Source organism: Shewanella sp. MF05913 (genome assembly GCF_059758095.1).
Genome location: NZ_JCAYNT010000004.1, coordinates 86,408 through 104,369 on the forward strand (window position 1 = coordinate 86,408; position 17,962 = coordinate 104,369).

The 17,962-nt window shown below is 44.2% G+C and carries 17 protein-coding genes; all 17 read left to right on the top strand.

What is annotated here, in order from left to right; genetic code table 11:
• Positions 1-7: 7 nt before the first annotated feature.
• The 17 genes from spoT (at position 8) to AC19MV_RS07505 (ending at position 17,961) form a co-directional block, all read left to right on the top strand.
• Positions 8-2,116, top strand: coding sequence for a bifunctional GTP diphosphokinase/guanosine-3',5'-bis pyrophosphate 3'-pyrophosphohydrolase (spoT, locus tag AC19MV_RS07425; RefSeq protein WP_498306716.1), 2,109 nt, complete (start codon positions 8-10; stop codon positions 2,114-2,116).
• A gap of 29 nt (positions 2,117-2,145) precedes the next feature.
• Entirely contained in the window at positions 2,146-2,529 is a 384-nt protein-coding gene (locus AC19MV_RS07430; RefSeq protein WP_432400451.1) for a RidA family protein, read from the top strand.
• A 411-nt stretch (positions 2,530-2,940) separates the two neighbouring features.
• Positions 2,941-4,596, top strand: coding sequence for an AMP-binding protein (locus AC19MV_RS07435; protein WP_432400453.1), 1,656 nt, complete (start codon positions 2,941-2,943; stop codon positions 4,594-4,596).
• A gap of 142 nt (positions 4,597-4,738) precedes the next feature.
• Entirely contained in the window at positions 4,739-5,668 is a 930-nt protein-coding gene (locus AC19MV_RS07440) for a calcium/sodium antiporter (RefSeq protein ID WP_432400455.1), read from the top strand.
• Positions 5,669-5,860: 192 nt separating this feature from the next.
• A complete protein-coding gene (locus AC19MV_RS07445) occupies positions 5,861-6,541 on the top strand; it encodes a tetratricopeptide repeat protein (RefSeq protein ID WP_498306717.1) in 681 nt (226 codons plus the stop codon).
• A gap of 57 nt (positions 6,542-6,598) precedes the next feature.
• Complete coding sequence (locus AC19MV_RS07450) at positions 6,599-7,690, top strand: sensor histidine kinase (protein WP_498306718.1); 1,092 nt, start codon at positions 6,599-6,601, stop codon at positions 7,688-7,690.
• The gene (locus AC19MV_RS07455; protein ID WP_498306720.1) at positions 7,687-8,286 is read left to right on the top strand and encodes a response regulator transcription factor; all 600 of its coding nucleotides are present in this window, start codon (positions 7,687-7,689) and stop codon (positions 8,284-8,286) included. The genes AC19MV_RS07450 and AC19MV_RS07455 overlap by 4 nt, the downstream gene beginning before the upstream one ends.
• A gap of 131 nt (positions 8,287-8,417) precedes the next feature.
• On the top strand, positions 8,418-10,493 hold the full coding sequence (gene recG, locus AC19MV_RS07460) for an ATP-dependent DNA helicase RecG (protein ID WP_498306722.1): 2,076 nt from the start codon (positions 8,418-8,420) through the stop codon (positions 10,491-10,493).
• A 143-nt stretch (positions 10,494-10,636) separates the two neighbouring features.
• Entirely contained in the window at positions 10,637-11,533 is an 897-nt protein-coding gene (locus AC19MV_RS07465) for a DUF3014 domain-containing protein (RefSeq protein ID WP_498306724.1), read from the top strand.
• Positions 11,534-11,777: 244 nt separating this feature from the next.
• Entirely contained in the window at positions 11,778-12,509 is a 732-nt protein-coding gene (locus AC19MV_RS07470) for a beta-ketoacyl synthase chain length factor (protein WP_498306726.1), read from the top strand.
• On the top strand, positions 12,502-13,395 hold the full coding sequence (locus AC19MV_RS07475; protein WP_432400469.1) for a lysophospholipid acyltransferase family protein: 894 nt from the start codon (positions 12,502-12,504) through the stop codon (positions 13,393-13,395). The genes AC19MV_RS07470 and AC19MV_RS07475 overlap by 8 nt, the downstream gene beginning before the upstream one ends.
• A complete protein-coding gene (locus tag AC19MV_RS07480) occupies positions 13,373-13,627 on the top strand; it encodes a phosphopantetheine-binding protein (protein WP_160051926.1) in 255 nt (84 codons plus the stop codon). Before AC19MV_RS07475 ends, AC19MV_RS07480 begins: the two co-directional genes overlap by 23 nt.
• A gap of 8 nt (positions 13,628-13,635) precedes the next feature.
• Complete coding sequence (locus tag AC19MV_RS07485) at positions 13,636-13,884, top strand: acyl carrier protein (protein WP_188957476.1); 249 nt, start codon at positions 13,636-13,638, stop codon at positions 13,882-13,884.
• On the top strand, positions 13,884-14,435 hold the full coding sequence (locus AC19MV_RS07490) for a COG4648 family protein (RefSeq protein ID WP_498306728.1): 552 nt from the start codon (positions 13,884-13,886) through the stop codon (positions 14,433-14,435). The genes AC19MV_RS07485 and AC19MV_RS07490 overlap by 1 nt, the downstream gene beginning before the upstream one ends.
• Positions 14,428-15,795: an AMP-binding protein gene (locus tag AC19MV_RS07495; RefSeq protein ID WP_498306730.1), complete on the top strand. Its 1,368-nt coding sequence runs from the start codon at positions 14,428-14,430 to the stop codon at positions 15,793-15,795. The genes AC19MV_RS07490 and AC19MV_RS07495 overlap by 8 nt, the downstream gene beginning before the upstream one ends.
• Positions 15,788-16,174 carry an ApeI family dehydratase gene (locus AC19MV_RS07500; protein WP_498306731.1) on the top strand — a complete coding sequence of 129 codons (387 nt, stop codon included), beginning with the start codon at positions 15,788-15,790 and terminating at the stop codon, positions 16,172-16,174. The genes AC19MV_RS07495 and AC19MV_RS07500 overlap by 8 nt, the downstream gene beginning before the upstream one ends.
• Complete coding sequence (locus AC19MV_RS07505; protein WP_498306733.1) at positions 16,171-17,961, top strand: glycosyltransferase family 2 protein; 1,791 nt, start codon at positions 16,171-16,173, stop codon at positions 17,959-17,961. The genes AC19MV_RS07500 and AC19MV_RS07505 overlap by 4 nt, the downstream gene beginning before the upstream one ends.
• Position 17,962: the final 1 nt, after the last annotated feature.

Consider the following 17,962-nt stretch of genomic DNA (forward strand, 5'->3'; position numbering starts at 1 on the left):
GCGCCACTTGTATCTGTTTGAAGGTCTAAAAGAGTCAGCGTCCAGCTATTTAGAGCCGGAACAAGTAGAATTACTCAAGCAGGCCTATTTGGTTGCGCGTGATGCCCACGAAGGGCAAATGCGCACAAGTGGCGAGCCTTATATTACCCATCCAGTTGCGGTTAGCCGCATCTTGGCAGACATGCGTCTCGATCACGAGTCGCTTATGGCTGCCTTGCTCCACGACACCATTGAAGACACCCCCGTCACCAAAGAAGAGTTAACTGAGCTGTTTGGTATTACGGTTGCAGAATTAGTCGAAGGTGTATCTAAGCTAGACAAAATTAAGTTTCGCGACAAAAAAGAAGCCCAAGCGGAAAACTTCCGCAAAATGATGATGGCCATGACTCAAGATATTCGAGTTATCCTGATTAAATTGGCTGACCGCACTCATAATATGCGCACACTAGGGGCTCTTCGTCCAGACAAGCGTCGTCGTATTGCTCGTGAAACCTTAGAAATTTACGCGCCGATAGCTAACCGATTAGGTATTCACAATATCAAGATCGAACTTGAAGATTTAGGTTTTCAAGCCTATTACCCTATGCGACATCGGGTCATACGCGATGTGGTAAAAGCAGCACGAGGTAATCGCAAAGAGCTGATCAACAGTATTGAATCGGCTATCGAATCTCGTCTTGAAGAAACCGGAATTCCCGCTAAAGTCAAAGGTCGCGAAAAAAACCTCTATTCTATTTACCGTAAGATGCGCAGTAAAGAGCTTCAGTTTCAAGAGGTTATGGACATCTACGCGTTTAGAGTTATTGTCGATTCTATTGATACCAGCTACCGTGTGCTCGGTGCAATGCATGGCCTTTACAAGCCTCGCCCTGGCCGCTTTAAAGATTATATCGCCATTCCGAAAGCCAATGGCTATCAATCGTTACATACCTCATTATTTGGCCCGCATGCTGTTCCAGTTGAAGTGCAAATCCGCACCGAAGAAATGGACCAAATGGCCGACAAAGGGGTCGCTGCGCATTGGATGTATAAAAATAATACCGATGCGACAAAACAAAACACCACTCAAGTTCGCGCTCACAAGTGGATGCAAAGCTTGCTCGAGTTACAGCAAAGTGCGAGTAGCTCATTTGAGTTTGTTGAAAACGTTAAAACCGAATTATTCCCAGAAGAAATCTACGTCTTTACCCCAGAAGGTCGCATCTTAGAGTTACCGGTGAATTCAACCCCAGTCGATTTTGCTTATGAAGTTCATACCGATGTTGGCAACACCTGTGTTGGCGCACGCGTTAATCGCCAGGCATACCCATTAAGCCAACCGCTTATTTCAGGGCAAACGGTTGAAATTATTACCGCTAAAGGTGCAAGACCCAACGCTGCATGGCTTAACTTTGTGGTAACAGGTAAAGCGCGTGGTAAAATTCGTCAGGTATTAAAAAGCCTTAAAGGTGATAACGCAATAGCACTCGGTAGACGGTTATTAAATCATGCTTTGGGTGATACCAAGCTAGAAACCATACCTGCCGAATTGCTCGCAAAAGTCATAAAAGAAACCAAACACACATCTCTAGACTCACTGCTAGCCGATATTGGCTTAGGCAATGCCATGAGCATTGTGATTGCCCAGCGTTTAGTTGGCGAGCAGTTTGATTCGCATGATAACAACAAAGAAAAACCTCAAATGCCAATCCGTGGTGCTGAAGGTATGTTGGTCACTTACGCCAATTGTTGTCGCCCTATCCCAGGTGATGCAGTGATTGCTCATGTGAGCCCAGGCAAAGGTCTGGTTGTTCATATGGAAAGCTGTGCCAATATACGTGGCTATCAAGGTGAACCAGACAAGTACATTTCAGTGCACTGGGACAACGTAGAAGGTGCTGAATACCAAGCTAATCTTCGTGTTGAAATTGTAAATCATCAAGGTGCTCTCGCGAAAATTACGTCGATTATTGCCTCTGCTGGTTCCAATATTCATAACCTCAGTACCGAAGAACGCGATGGCCGTGTGTATTTGATTAACTTACGTATTTCAGTTAAAGATCGTGTCCATCTTGCCAACGTCATGCGCAGAATACGTGTTTTACCTGAAGTGCTACGAACGTCAAGAAACCGCTAACTACAGATAACCATTAAAGGGGACACAACATGGCTGAAAAAATTATCATCGCAACCGACAAAGCACCACAAGCTATTGGCACTTATTCTCAAGCAGTTAAAGTCGGCAGTACCGTTTATCTTTCAGGTCAGATTCCGTTAGACCCAAAAACCATGACCATGGTAAGCGATGATTTTGCAGAACAAGTTGTACAAGTGTTCGAAAATTTAACCGCTGTATGTGATGCTGCCGGTGGAAAAATGAGTGATATCGTTAAGTTAAATATCTTCTTAACTGATTTATCTCATTTTGCGACTGTAAACGAAATAATGAGTCGTTATTTCCAACAACCTTACCCTGCGCGTGCTGCCATTGGCGTTAGAGAACTACCTAAAGGGTCATTGGTTGAAATGGATGGCATTATGGAAATTTAATCAGAATTTACTGCTATTTTTTAAGGCGCCTTAGGCGCCTTTTTTATTGCCTGTGGCTTTTCACTGTAGAGTAATTGCTCAATACCTATTGTTTATTCAACAGATTCTGATAACGTAATTACAGCGTGACTCTGCACACATACTGTGCAAACTGTTTGCGCCAGCGCACAAAAATGGCCATACTAAACTGACTAATATCAAACGCATTAACTGTTTGGTCATGCTGGGGAATTACAATTAGCGTTAACCAAGACGAAGGCTAGAAGGCAGAGTGTGATATTAAATGCTAAAGCGCGATCCTCCAAAACAAAGTCGCTTTAGATTAACCAAGCTTGAGACGTTAGAACGATTCAGCTCATTAATATGACCAGTAAGAAAGCCAAAATAACAATAAAGAATATGGAAGTGCCTATGGAAAATTTAATTAAAACTCCTGTTGAGATGTTGTCTCATTGGGTAGAAACACAAGGTGATAGTGTTTACCTTCGTCAGCCAGTTGGCGGCAAATATGTAGATTTAACATGGCGCGAAGTTCAACAAAAAGTGCAGCAAATTGCGGGCTCTCTTCGTCACTTAGGATTAGAGCGTGGCGACAAGGTTGCCGTGCTGTCTAAAAACTGCGCCGAGTGGTTCATTGTCGATTTAGCACTAATGTACGGTGGCTATATTAGTGTACCTATTTACCCGACAGCTAATGCTGAAACCATTCGTTATGTTGTTGAGCATAGCGGAGTTAAGGCTGTATTTACCGGCAAACTCGATCACTGGGCAGAACAAGAAGCCGCTATTGGAGGCGAAATCCTACGCTTGGCGATGCCTTATGAAACAATGCCAGCCCAATACCATTGGGAGCAGCTGTTAACACTTGGGCAACCATTAGTTGATGAGCCTCTGCCAACAACTGACCAGGTGATGACCCTAATTTATACCTCAGGTTCAACGGGCAAACCTAAAGGCGCCATTCAAACATTTGCTAGCTACGCTTGGGCATGTGAAGCTGTAGTTCGCGACTTAAAAACCAATACCACAGATCGTCTGCTGTCTTACTTACCGCTTGCGCATATTACTGAGCGAGTCGCAATTGAAGGCTCATCGTATTATTCAGGCTCTACAGTTTCTTTTGTCGAAGGTCTTGATTCATTTGTTGATGATATTCAACGTTGCCGCCCGACAGTGTTTTTCTCAGTGCCGCGTTTATGGACCGTATTCCAACTCAATATTATTAATAAAATTGGTGAGAAAAAACTTAAAACATTACTTAAGCTGCCCATTATTAGCAGCATTGTTAAGCGCAAAATCAAAAAAGGATTGGGCTTAGATCAGTCTCGCTTGAATGGCTCGGGTTCAGCGCCTATTCCACCATCATTAATACAATGGTACCACTCCATCGGCCTGAATATTTGTGAAGCCTGGGGCATGACAGAAAACAGCGCTTACTCGATTATCAATTATCCATTTAATGCCAATAAAATTGGTACAGTAGGCCGCCCAGTTGAAGGTAGTCTAGTACGCAGAACCGAACAAGGTGAACTGTTAGTTAAAAGCCCGGGGTTGATGAGTGGCTATTACCTTCAAGAAGAAGCTACTGCTGCTGCCTTTACCGAAGATGGGTTTTTCCATACCGGCGACTTATGTGAGATTGACGAAGACGGTTATATCGAAATCACCGGCCGAGTTAAAGACAACTTTAAAACCTCGAAAGGCAAGTATGTTGCGCCAGTGCCAATTGAGCGTAAGTTAGCTCAAGACTCACACGTTGAATTGATTTGTGTTATTGGTTCCGGTTTACCGCACCCTATAGCGTTAGTCCAACTATCTGAAGGTTCAAAACTGCAACCTCGCGAAGAAGTCAGAACATCATTAAAAGCCACTCTCGACAGCGTTAATCCACATTTAGAGTCACATGAACATGTTGATGCTATTGTTGTTGTAAATGATGAATGGACCATCGAAAATGATGTGTTAACCCCAACGCTTAAAATTAAACGTCACGTGCTTGAAAAAGCATTTAGCGCGAAAGTCGACGGTGTTCGCGGAGCAAAAATTCGCTGGGAAGATGAGTTGTAATTTGCAATGATTTTTTGCATTTATAGACTAAAAAAATACACGCTAATAGCGTGTATTTTTTTGACATATTCTGTCAATATACGCGCTATTAAATAGGCAGTGCTAATGTAGCGCCGCTTACCCTTACAAGGCAGACATAATCATGTTAATTGCGTTATCCATTATTGGCGGTTTTATTATTTTAACCTTTGGCGCTGAGGCATTAGTGCGTGGTGCTAGTGCTGTTGCACTGCGTTTAGGTATTGCCCCGCTTATCATTGGTTTAACCATTGTTGCCTTTGGTACTAGCGCTCCTGAACTCGCTGTTAGCGTAAAATCAGCTCTTGCCGGTAATCCAGGTATTGCACTGGGTAACGTCGTGGGCTCTAACATCGTCAACATTGGCCTTATTCTAGCGATAACTGCGCTGATACGCCCTATTACCGTGCAATCACAAATGGTTAAACGTGACATTCCTATCATGATTGCCGCATCTGTTTTAGTGTGGTTTTTATTACTCGATGGCGATGTTAGCTTTATAGACGGTGCCATTTTATTTAGCTTACTCCTTGGTTATTTAGGCTTTAGCTATATCAGTTCCAAAAATAATCCAGAAGATTTAGACGTAGATACTAGCCCACAAAAACCATTCATTTCAGTATTACTGATAGCTGTAGGCATAGCCATGCTTGTGGGTGGAGGGATTCTATTTGTCGACGGCGCAGTCGATTTAGCCAAACAATTTGGTATTAGTGAAGTCATCATTGGCTTAACGATTGTGGCGATAGGCACCAGTATGCCTGAGCTAGTCACCTCAGTGATGGCTGCGTTAAAAGGTCAAAGCGACATTGCTATTGGTAACGTTGTGGGCTCGAATATTTTTAACGTGCTCGGTATTTTAGGTGCGACCGCATTAATTCATCCGGTGTCTGCTGCTGGCTTTAATGAAATAGACTTTATCGCGATGCTCATTTTCGCCTTTATGGTCCTACCTTTTGCCTGGAGTGGCTTACGCATTGGCCGCCGCGAAGGCGGCGTATTACTCGCGGGATACCTAGGCTATACCAGCTATTTAGTCATGCAAGTGGTGTAATCAATTCACTTATTTGACGTCTATTGAATAAATCAAATAAGGTCAACAGTAATGTTGGCCTTTTTTATTTGCACAACAATATGACATTTGTCACCCTGTTTTGATGACCTTTGTGCCTGATATTCACATCTGCGTTTCTCCATACTAGACCTATCCCAGCCTCATCTTGGTTGGGTTAACCAGGAGATAACCATGAAAACCTTACTACTTATTACAAGCCTTACCTTAGCCAGTCACAATGCATTTGCTGATATCAATGAAATCGATAACGCTGCCAATACAATGGATGTCACTCAGCTCACTCAATTAAGCGAAAACAGCCATGATTATGAACATGCCTATGCAAATTATCGTTTAGCTGTGACAGCCAACATTATCGGCCAGCGCCCCCTTACGGCCAAGTCGTTAACCCAAGCACAAGACACCTTAGAAGCCCTGTTAACACAACAAGCCTCAGCAGACTCTCAAGCATTACTCGCCGCGGTGTATGGAATGCAAATAGCCCTTGATAATAGCAAGGGCGCCGAATACGGCATGAAAACAGCGCTATTATTGCAACAAGCAACCAAGCTTGCCCCCAATAATCCACGGGTAAGTTTGGTAAAAGCAATCAATGCATTTTATACCCCCAGCGTATTTGGCGGCGGGATTAATAAAGCGCAAACCTTAGCCAGCAAGGCGATTACACAATATGAGCAGCCTTGTGAAACAATTTGTTGGGGTCACTCAGAAGCCTACACATGGAGAGGATTAGCCAAGCAAGAGCAAGGTGATCTGGCTGGTGCGATGCAAGACTGGCAACTAGCATTAGATATTGACCCGCAATATGGCTGGGCTAAATTTTTACTCAGTCAGCAAGCCGTTAAGCAATAATGCCAACACTTGAGTTAATGCGCAGTTCCTCTATGATTAACTGCGCTAGGAGGCATCATGACATCAGACTTAACAAACAATAATCACAAGAGTTATGAACAAAAAACTGCATGGATATACCTCATTAATCTTGGGTTTTATTTTATTCCATTGTATTTTATGGCTGGTCAATGGCTAAAGATTTCAGTTGCGGTCGTATTACTCGTGCCATTTATTGCGGCCTATTTTTGGGCTTACAACGGCACTAAACAGCAAGCTATTAAACCCATCGCACTCATGATTATCATCTCTATTGGATCGTCATTCGTCAGCAGTGGCGCCATATCATTATTCAGTTTTAGCTGTTTTTTTATTGGCTTTTTTTATTCACTTCGTACGGCAATATTGAGTTTTATCGCGCTTAGCCTTCTACTTTTAACCCTCAATATCAGCATAGGCTACTCAGGTTACTTTTTTACCTTATATGGCATGGGAATTTGTCTGGGTGTGGGTATATTTGGAGTGATTGAGCAAAATCGCCAACGCATAAAACGCCAACAGCAACAGTCTAAAGATGAAATTTCTCACCTGGCAACCGCTCTAGAGCGCGAACGTATAGCACGTGACTTGCACGATGTCATGGGGCACCATTTAGCCGCTATCGCCTTAAAAGCAGAACTTGCCGATAAACTCATTGCAGCAGGTAAAACTGACATGGCTCAGCAACAAATCAATCAAGTGAGCCAAATAACACGCGACTGTTTAAGTCAAATTCGCCAAACCGTGACAAATTACAAACACCAAGGCTTAAGCCAGACCATTAATACGCTAGCACAAACACTAAGAGACAAATCTGTCGCGGTGACTATTGAGGGGCAATGGCCAACATTAAATAACCTCACCGAATCGCAACTGTGTCTAATGCTAACCGAATTGGTCAACAACACCATTAAGCACAGCAAAGCTGACCATTGCACGATTTCAATCCACACACAGCCAACAAGCCTGCTAGTAAACTATATCGAAAACGCGGCGATTAATGCCTTTACTGAAGGCAACGGACTGAAAGGAATAAAAGAGCGCGCCGCCATTTTACACGCCGATGTACAGTATCAATTGAGCCCGCAATTTATCGTCACCATTACTTTGCCACTAACAGAGACAACATGAATATTTTACTCGCAGAAGATCAAGCCATGGTCCGTGGCGCACTGGCAGCCTTACTGACTCTCGCCGCAGATAATATCAATATCACCGAGGTGGAAGACGGCGATAAAGCCATGGCAATGCTTAAAAATCAACATTATGATTTATTGTTAACAGACATAGAAATGCCCGGTAAATCAGGTTTAGAATTAAGCCAATGGTTACAGCAGCAAAGCAGTAAAACCAAGGTGATTATCTTAACCACCTTTGGCCGAGCGGGTTACATCAAGCGGGCCTTAGAGTATGGCGTCAGTGGTTTTCTACTTAAAGATGCGCCGTCGGATGAGCTTATCAGCACCATTAAACAAGTGATGGCAGGCAAACGTATCATCGATCCTGAATTAGCGTTTAGCGCCATCGGTGAAATAGACCCGCTTAATGACAAAGAGCGTCGAGCGTTACGCCTAGCCAGCGAAGGGCTGTCTACTGCCGATATTGCCGCCCAACTTTTTATTGCTGAAGGCACTGTGCGTAACTACTTATCTGAAGCCATTAATAAGCTTAGCGCCAGCAATCGCATTGATGCTGCGAGAATAGCGAAACAAAAGGGCTGGTTGTAAAGCATATTGCCTTGTTAGCAAACTCTGCTAAGATACCTTAAACACATGTATATAATTACAGTGATTATGGTTTTACAGCCTGAAATCACAATTGTTTTTATATCTTAATCATCAATGTAGGTGCGCAAAATTTGCTACGACTGGATCTTGTTCCAATCACTGACCTTAAAGGCGTTGCTAAAAAGGTCGCTGAGAAACTCGCCAAGTTAAGTATTAAGACAGTACAAGACGTACTGTTTCATTTGCCGCTGCGTTACGAAGACCGCACTCAAATTCATCCCATTGCAGCATTACCGCCTGGCACTTACGGTACCATCGAAGCTGAAATTCAATCGACTCAAATCATGCAAGGCAAGCGGCGCATGTTAGTGTGCAATGTCCGCGACCATAGCGGTATGATGAGCCTGCGCTTTTTTAATTTTTCGATGGCACAACGAAATGCAATGGAACATGGTGCGATTATTCGAGCTTACGGCGAGATCCGTCGCGGCAATCACCACAAAGAAATTGTCCATCCAGAATATCAAATAATCCATGCAGGAGAGACCATCACACTCAGCGATACACTGACACCGATTTACCCCACTACCGAAGGGGTTAAACAAGCCAGTTGGATAAAACTGACCGAACAAGCATTAATCATGTTAGATAACGGCGGTTTACCTGAGTTACTCCCAGCAAATTTGCAGCCCAATAATATTAGCCTGCGCGATGCACTCCATATATTGCACCGTCCATCGAGTTCAGTATCGCCATATGAATTAGAGCAAGGCCAGCACCCGGCTCAACAACGGTTGATTCAAGAAGAACTGCTCGCGCATAACCTGAGCATGTTGCAACTACGCCAACGCAGCAATCAAGACGCTGCCATTGCCATGCCAGCCACAGGACAACTGTTACAACCCTTTTTAACTCAACTTCCCTTCTCGCCTACAGGTGCGCAGCAAAGAGTGGTTGCTGAAATCAACCAAGATCTCCAACACCCAAGGCCAATGATGCGCCTAGTTCAAGGCGATGTTGGCTCGGGAAAAACCTTAGTAGCAGCCTTAGCGGCACTGCAAGCAATAGAAAATGGTTATCAAGTGGCGATGATGGCACCCACTGAATTATTGGCCGAACAACACGCAGCTAACTTTGCCACATGGTTTGAACCTTTAGGCCTCAAAGTAGGCTGGTTAGCAGGCAAACTTAAAGGCAAAGCCAGAGCTCAATCACTTGAAGACATTGCCTCTGGCGCAGCACAAATGGTTATTGGCACTCATGCCATTTTTCAACAAGCCGTTGTCTTTAATAAATTGGCCTTAATCATCATTGATGAGCAGCATCGTTTTGGCGTGCACCAACGGCTCGGATTACGTGAAAAAGGCATCAGTCAGGGTTTTCATCCGCATCAATTAATCATGACAGCTACGCCAATACCGCGGACTCTTGCCATGACAGCTTATGCCGATCTCGATACGTCGATTATTGATGAACTCCCGCCAGGGCGAACACCTGTCACCACGGTGGCCATTGCCGATACGCGTCGAGAGCAAATCATTGAACGCGTCAGACATGCCGCCATAAACGATAACCGCCAAATTTATTGGGTATGCACCTTAATTGAAGAATCTGAAGTATTAGAATGCCAAGCGGCAGAAGACACTGCAGCAGAACTGAGTATCGCATTGCCCGAGTTAAAGGTGGGTTTGGTCCATGGCCGACTGAAAAGCGCTGAAAAACAAGCCATCATGGCGCAGTTTAAGTCAGGCGAGTTGAACTTATTGGTGGCCACCACCGTCATAGAAGTCGGCGTTGACGTGCCCAATGCCAGCTTAATGATTATTGAAAATCCAGAACGTTTAGGCCTTGCTCAATTACACCAGCTTAGAGGGCGAGTAGGACGTGGCTCAGTAGCCAGCCATTGTGTATTACTTTACAAAGCACCTTTGTCACAAACCGCCACTAAGCGTTTAGGCGTGCTAAGAGACAGTAATGATGGTTTTGTTATTGCACAAAAAGACTTAGAAATTAGAGGCCCTGGTGAAGTCCTTGGCACGAAACAAACAGGATTGGCCGATCTTAAAATTGCCGATTTAATTCGTGACCAGCACCTCATTGCCCCGACCCAAAAGTTAGCGGTTCATATAAATCAGCAAGCGCCGCAAAACATCGATGCCATCATTCAGCGATGGTTAGGCGATCGCCAACAATACGTCCAAGCATAAAGCTTGATCTAAAAATGAATTATTGTCGATTATCACCAGTTACCACTAGACAACGCTGTTGAATATTGCAAAATGGTATGACGCAGTATTTTTCGACTCCATCTAGATATTTATATCGATAGCAAACACGCCAAGGAATTGAAATGCAAGTTAATGAAGAAGATAGAATTACCCCTCAAACTGATGAAAAATCAGGTACCAATATAGCCTTTATTGCTATTGCGGTTATCGCGTTGCTTGCTGCCAGTAGCTATTTTTATTTTACCAGTGACAACAGTGAAGAGTTTGATCCTGTTGTAATGACACCGGTTGAGCTACCAGAAGCATTACCCGAAACGCCGATTGAACAAACTCCCATTGAAGAACCGCAACAAGCTGCCACCACGACAGAGGATGACGTTGTGCCTTCAGGCGAGCCTGAAACGACTGGGACAACACCTGTAGCCGTTGAGCCATTACCGGCGCTAATTGAGTCAGATGACTTTATCGAAAGTAAAACCTTAGCCATCGCTAACGGAATGAAAATTGCGCCAATGATTTTGAAAAAAGACATTGCTCGCCAATTTGTAGTGTTTGTTGATAACCTCGCTCAAGGTGAGTTGGTGCGTAAAGCCAGTCCATTAAAGGGCCCAGAAACAGAGTTTTCTGTTAGCGAAATCACCAATAAAATATTTTTAAATCCAGACAGTTACCATCGTTATGATTTATATGCAGACTTTGTTGCAGGTTTGAACGAAAAAGATTTAGTCACCACTTATACTGAACTTAAACCTTTGTTTACCGAAGCCTTTACCGAATTAGGTTACAGTGACGTTGATTTTGATAAGCGTATGCGAGCAGTGTTTACGATGGTTGCTGATGCGCCAATTATTGAAGACCCAATTGAATTATCTTCTGTTACAGTGAACTATCACTATGCCGATCCTAACCTAGAAGCGCTGCCGAATGCGCAAAAGCTACTAATTCGTATGGGGCCAGAAAATACTCGTAAAATTAAAGCTGCGGTCAAAAAGCTACAGGCTAGCTTTCCAGCACAATAATATTTATTGGAGATAAAGTAAAAAACCCTTTGTAATAGCGCGGCTAAATTAGCTGCGCTATTTTTTTGAACAATTTTTTAACAATACGCTTAACAAATAGTCTAAACATCGTTTTTTCTATTGTGTGACTTCTTAAACAACCCTTGTTGGGTGTACAATTAGCGCCGTTAACACATGCTCAGCTATTAGCTGATGATGGTTAATACTTAGATAAGGATAGCTAGGCGGATATCGAGGCAAAGTAGTGCACTTAACATTTAAACTTCTCTCATGGGGCGCATGGTCACCAGACTTTCAAACCATTGAAAGTTGGCAGCATTGGCAATTGCCAAACACCACGATTTCCGCAAACCAAGCCTCCCCTGCCTTACCGCATATTCCAGCCATGCAGCGTCGTCGATTTAGCCGTTTAACTAAAATGATGCTATCAGCCGCACATGATTGTCAGGTCGCCGCGCAAACTCGCAGTGTGTTTTCTTCTCGTCACGGCGAGCTCACACGAACGCTAGGCCTACTTAAAGACATTACTCAACAACAAGCATTATCACCTATAGCCTTTAGTCAATCGGTGCATAATACTGCCAGCGGTATCTTTGGCATTGTCAATCATAACACCGCCGCTTCAACCTCTATCGCTGCAGGCGAACAAACCCTGCCGCAAGCCTTAATTGAAACCTATGCTCAACTGGCCCAAGACCCTACCCCTGTTTTGATGATCTTTGGCGATGACCCTGTTCCGCCGGTTTACAGCGAATTTATTCATGAAGTTGAATTGCCTATCGCGTTTGGTCTGTACCTCGCACCCGCTCATATTGATACCAAAAAGGGTGTTACGTTAACGCTCTCTGATCGCCCGCTTAACGCGCAAAAACCTCATAACATCAGCCTAAGTGAGCTTATACACCACATCGCAATCGCAAAAAATATCCAAGGATATTTATGTCATTGGTATTGGTCGCTAGAGCATCATGGTTAACTCACCGCATTCGGCACAACCCGCCAATCATCTTAATACCACTCAACCTGTAGCAACCAAGCTAACGGGGCTGAGGTATATCCCAAGATGGATAGCTGGGGTACTGTGTTATGCCGCATTTGGTTTAGGTGGTTTACTCAGCTCATTAACCATATTGCCAATATTGCGCTATTGGCCAGGAACGCCACAAGCGCGTACCGCAAGGGTACAACGTACTGTGAGTTTAATGTTTAGAGGTTTTGTTGCCATGTTAAGTGGTGCTGGCGTCATTAATGTCAGCACTAAAAACTTGCATTTGTTACAACACGTTCAAGGCCATATCGTTATTGCTAATCACCCGACCTTGGTTGATGTAGTGGTATTAATTAGCTTAATGCCCAACGCTGGCTGTATTGTAAAACAAGGTTTATGGCGTAATCCATTTATAAGAGGTGTACTCTCCAGTGTCGGTTATATTCCTAATCGCAGTGCTAAATTATTACTGCAAGATTGTAAGCAAGTATTAACTAACACGACAAATTTAGTGATTTTTCCTGAAGGTACCCGCACACTGGTCGGCAGTGTTATCAACCCGTTTGCGCGTGGGGCGGCAAATATTGCCATCCGTACCCAAAGTGATATTTTACCTGTAGTTTTACGCACTGATGTTCCAGGGCTCACAAAACAACAAGCCTGGTACCAAATACCACGACAAACCATCAATATGTCAGTTGAAATCGGTAGCCGCGTACTGCACCATGACTATAAGATTACCCAAGGTAACGAAGCAAAAATGGCTCGGCAACTTACCCGAGACTTGCAACAGTTTTATTTAAACAGCCTATCAAACCCTATTGATAGCCATACTGATAAGAAACAAAATAATGAACTTACACAACCAAATTAAACAGCTGATCATTGACAGCTTAGACCTAGAAGATGTCACCATTGATGATATCGATACTGATGCAGCGCTATTTGGTGAAGGCCTAGGTTTAGATTCTATTGACGCGCTAGAACTGGGTCTAGCGATAAAAAAAGAATTCGACGTCAAAATTGAAGCCAATTCTGACGCAACTAAAGCACACTTTTTCAGCGTTGCTAGCTTAGCTAGCTTCATTGAATCACAACGTGTTTAGGAGCCAGCATGCAAAACCGAGATCAAATTTTTGCCATGCTCAGCACCATTTTAGTGGACGAGTTTGAAATAGACCCAGCTGACATCAGCTTAGAAGCATCATTGTATGAAGAGTTGGATTTAGACAGTATCGATGCCGTAGATTTGGTGATTAAATTGCAACAACTCACGGGTAAGAAAATTCAACCCGAAGCGTTTAAAACCGTTCGTACCGTTAATGACGTAGTCAACGCTATTGAAGGGTTAATGCAAAGCTAATGCGGCTGATCCTGCAAGTTATTACCACGCTAGTGATTGTTGCTTACCCGTTAGCTGTGTATTTTGGATTACAGTATTTGCCACCTGGGTATATCGCACTATTGCTGTGTGTACTGCTGTTAACGCGTATGCTCGTCACTAAGCAACAAGTGCGTGCAATGGTATTACCATTAATCGTGGGGATTGGCTTAACTGGGGCAAGCTTTATTGCTCAGCGTAATGACTGGTTATTGTATTACCCAGTAGTCATCAATATGAGTTTATTGGGGTTATTTAGTTATTCGCTCATGCATGGCCCCAGTATGATTGAACGCTTAGCACGTATAACAGAGCCTGATTTACCAGACTCAGCAATTGAATATTTACGCACTATTACCAAGTTATGGTGCGGGCTATTTGTTGTCAATGGCGCCATAGCAGCCTACACAGCAATAGCTAGCAGCATTGAAATGTGGACGCTTTATAACGGACTGATAGCTTATTTTCTGATAGGCATGCTACTCAGTGGTGAATGGATTTATCGCAGGTTTTGGCTGAAAAAACATGACTAAACTTTTGCTTAACTGGTTAACCGATGGCCCTGCTGCTCAGCAGCTGATTAGCTTTGACCATCATGACATTATGACGGGAGCGCTGTTTTGTGCCCACGTCACTCACTTACACAAACAGCTCAGTCAAAGCGATGCAAAGCGATGGTTACTGGCTGCGCAAAAGAGTGATTTATTTGCTGCGGGCTTATGCGCGGCTTTGCTCGCAGGTAAGCAGGTCATATTGCCTTCCAATACCCAGCGCGGCACGTTAAGCGAACTCAATCACGAGTTTGACGCCATTATTGCTGACAAACCATTATGCGAAGTGCGCGAGTTTATCGTCCTCAAAAAAGAACTCAGCTTGCCTGCGGCACAATGGCCACAAGCCGAAAGCCTAGGTGAGTTAATTTTATTTACCTCAGGCAGTAGCGGTCAGCCCAAAGCCATTACAAAAACCCTTAATCAACTGGATGCCGAAGTCAGTATTTTAGAACATACCTTTGCCCAGCACTTGCCGCATTGCTCTGTGGTATCAACGGTATCGCATCAACACATTTATGGCTTATTGTTTAAAATTTTATGGCCGTTAGCTGCCAGTCGCGCATTTTTAAGCGAACAAATCGACTTTCCTGAAACCCTAAGTTATTACCTCGCCATCATGCCAAACCTGTGTCTCATTAGCAGTCCAGCGCAGTTAACACGCTTGCCAGATGCCTTAGATAATCAGCCACAACAGCGGATTCCCAGTTTAATTTTCAGTTCAGGTGGACCGTTAAATTTTGAGGCGGCGCAAGCGGTAAAACAATGCTTTAAACAATTACCCATTGAAGTATTTGGCAGCACCGAAACCGGCGGTATCGCCTATCGTCGCCAACACCAAGCATTGCAAACATGGCAACCGTTTGAGCAAGTTAACGTTGATGCAGATCCGCAAGACGGCGCGTTAATGTTGCAGTCGGTTTATTTAGAAAGCCCAGATACTTGGGTAAAGTGTGATGACAAAATCGAGTTGGTTGAAAATGGCCAATTTCGTTTACTGCACCGTTTAGATCGTATTGTCAAAATAGAAGAAAAGCGCTTATCACTCGCGCAGTTAGAGCATCTATTACAAACACACCCGTTTGTCAGCGACGCGGCCGTCACCGTATTAGAGCAACCACGTACCATGCTCGGCGCGGCCGTATGCTTAAATGAACTGGGCAGACAAACACTCAAAGATGAAGGTAAGTTAGCGATTAACACCGCATTAAAGAATCACTTACTCAGCCAATTTGAGCGCATCACTTTGCCTAAGCGTTGGCGCTACCCTAAAACCTTGCCGCTTAACAGCCAGGGTAAACGCACTTCAGCCGATATAGCAGCTTTATTTATTCATGATTAAATCCGAATTACCGCAAATTATTCATCAACATGTCGAAGGTGAACAATGCCATTGGCGCTTGTTCATTAGTGGCGACTTGGCTTTTTTTGATGGCCACTTCCCTGAACAGGCCGTTTTGCCGGGTGTGACACAGCTGGATTGGGCTGTAAAACTAGGCTGTAACGTCTTTGGCTATAGTGCCAATGTCGCCACACTCGAAGTGCTTAAATTTCAGCAACTAATCTTGCCTAACACCTACGTTGATTTAGTCATTGAACATCAAGCACACAAGTCGAAACTGATTTTCAGTTACCGTGATGGCGACAAACGTTTTGCTTCTGGTCGAATTGCCTTTAACACCGCCATTAATACCGACATGAATACTGAGAGTGACTCATGACACTGGCGTTAGTGATCCCCAATTACAACCACCATATCGCGATAGAAAAAACCTTAACCGATTTGGCTCAATACCAGTTGCCTTGTTATTTGGTCGACGACGGCAGTGACGATCAAACCCGTTACGTGCTCCAAGCATTAGCGGATAAGTTTAGCTGGGTGACTTTAATTCAACATCCTTACAATCGAGGTAAAGGCGCCGCGGTAATGAGCGGCTTACGCCAAGCGCACCGCGATGGCTTTAGCCATGCATTGCAAGTTGATGCCGACGGCCAACATAATTTAGCCGACATACCCTTGATGATATCCACCAGCGAGCAACATCCTCGCGCGTTGATTTCAGGCCAACCGCAATATGATGAGTCGGTGCCCAAAGGTCGCTTATATGGCCGTTACATTACCCATTTTTGGGTGTGGGTAGAAACTCTCAGCTTTGATATTCAAGATTCTATGTGTGGTTTTAGAGTGTATCCGCTTGCGCCTACCGAGCAGCTGTTTAGCCAACAGGCGCTGGGTGAGCGCATGGACTTTGACATTGAAGTCATGGTGAAACTGTACTGGCAAGGTACGCCCGTGGTGCATGTGCCAACCAAAGTCATTTACCCAGAAGATGGCATTAGCCACTTCCAAGGCGTAAGAGACAATGTGCGTATTAGTTGGATGCACACCAAGCTGTTTTTCGGCATGTTAGCCCGCTTGCCAGGCATTATCGCTAAACCACATTTAGCAAAAAATGACTCAACAACACAAGGTTCAAACCAGCCTAATCAAGAAAACCAGTCAACTCAAGCTACAACTAAGCATTGGTCTGCCATGACCGAGCGCGGCAGCTTTTGGGGTATTAAATTTTTAGCCCAATGCTATCGCCTTGGTGGACATTGGTTGTGCCGCGCTATTATGTATCCGGTGATTTGTTACTTTTTCCTTACTGGTAAAACGGCTCGTGATGCATCATTAGATTTTTTACACCGAGTACAACAGCAACAGCCCAATCATCCACAGTTAAACCGTCCAGTAGGTTGGCGTGACAGCCTTAGGCATTTTTTTGCTTTTGGTAATGCCGCTCTCGACCGAATAGATGCCTGGTGCGACAGAATTAACTTAGCGCAAGTCGACTTTAACGACCGTCACATTCTGGCTGAACAAGTGGAAACGGGGCGCGGTGCGGTATTGATTGTGTCGCATTTAGGCAATATGGAACTGTGCCGCGCTATCTCCATCCACCAGCAAAAAGTCAAAGTAAATGTGATGGTTCTGACCCAACATGCTGAGAACTTTAATAAAGTCATGCAGCAACTTAATCCGCAAAGTAGCCTGAATTTAATCCATGTAAATGAGCTCGACCCCAGCACTGCGATGTTGTTACAACAAAAAATTGATCAGGGCGAAATAGTGGTAATTGCAGCCGACCGCACCTCATCAAGTAGCCAGGGTCGCGTGACTTATTTACCTTTTTTAGGCCAGGACGCTGCTTTCCCGCAAGGGCCATTTATTTTGGCCAGTTTATTAGATTGTCCGGTTTATACGTTATTTTGTATTCGCCAACATGGCCGTTATCAAGTCCATGTTGAGCACTTAAGTGACACGCTCAAAGGCCCTCGCTCAGGCAGAACTGCACGCTTAACGGCTGCCATGAGCCAATATAGCCAGCGTTTAGCCCATTTTGCGCAACTCGCGCCGATGCAGTGGTTTAACTTTTTCGATTTTTGGCGCAAAGACGAGCTGGTCATCCGTAATAACCAGCATTCACACTCAAGCGCAACCCCATTACCCAGTCAGGACAGATAAT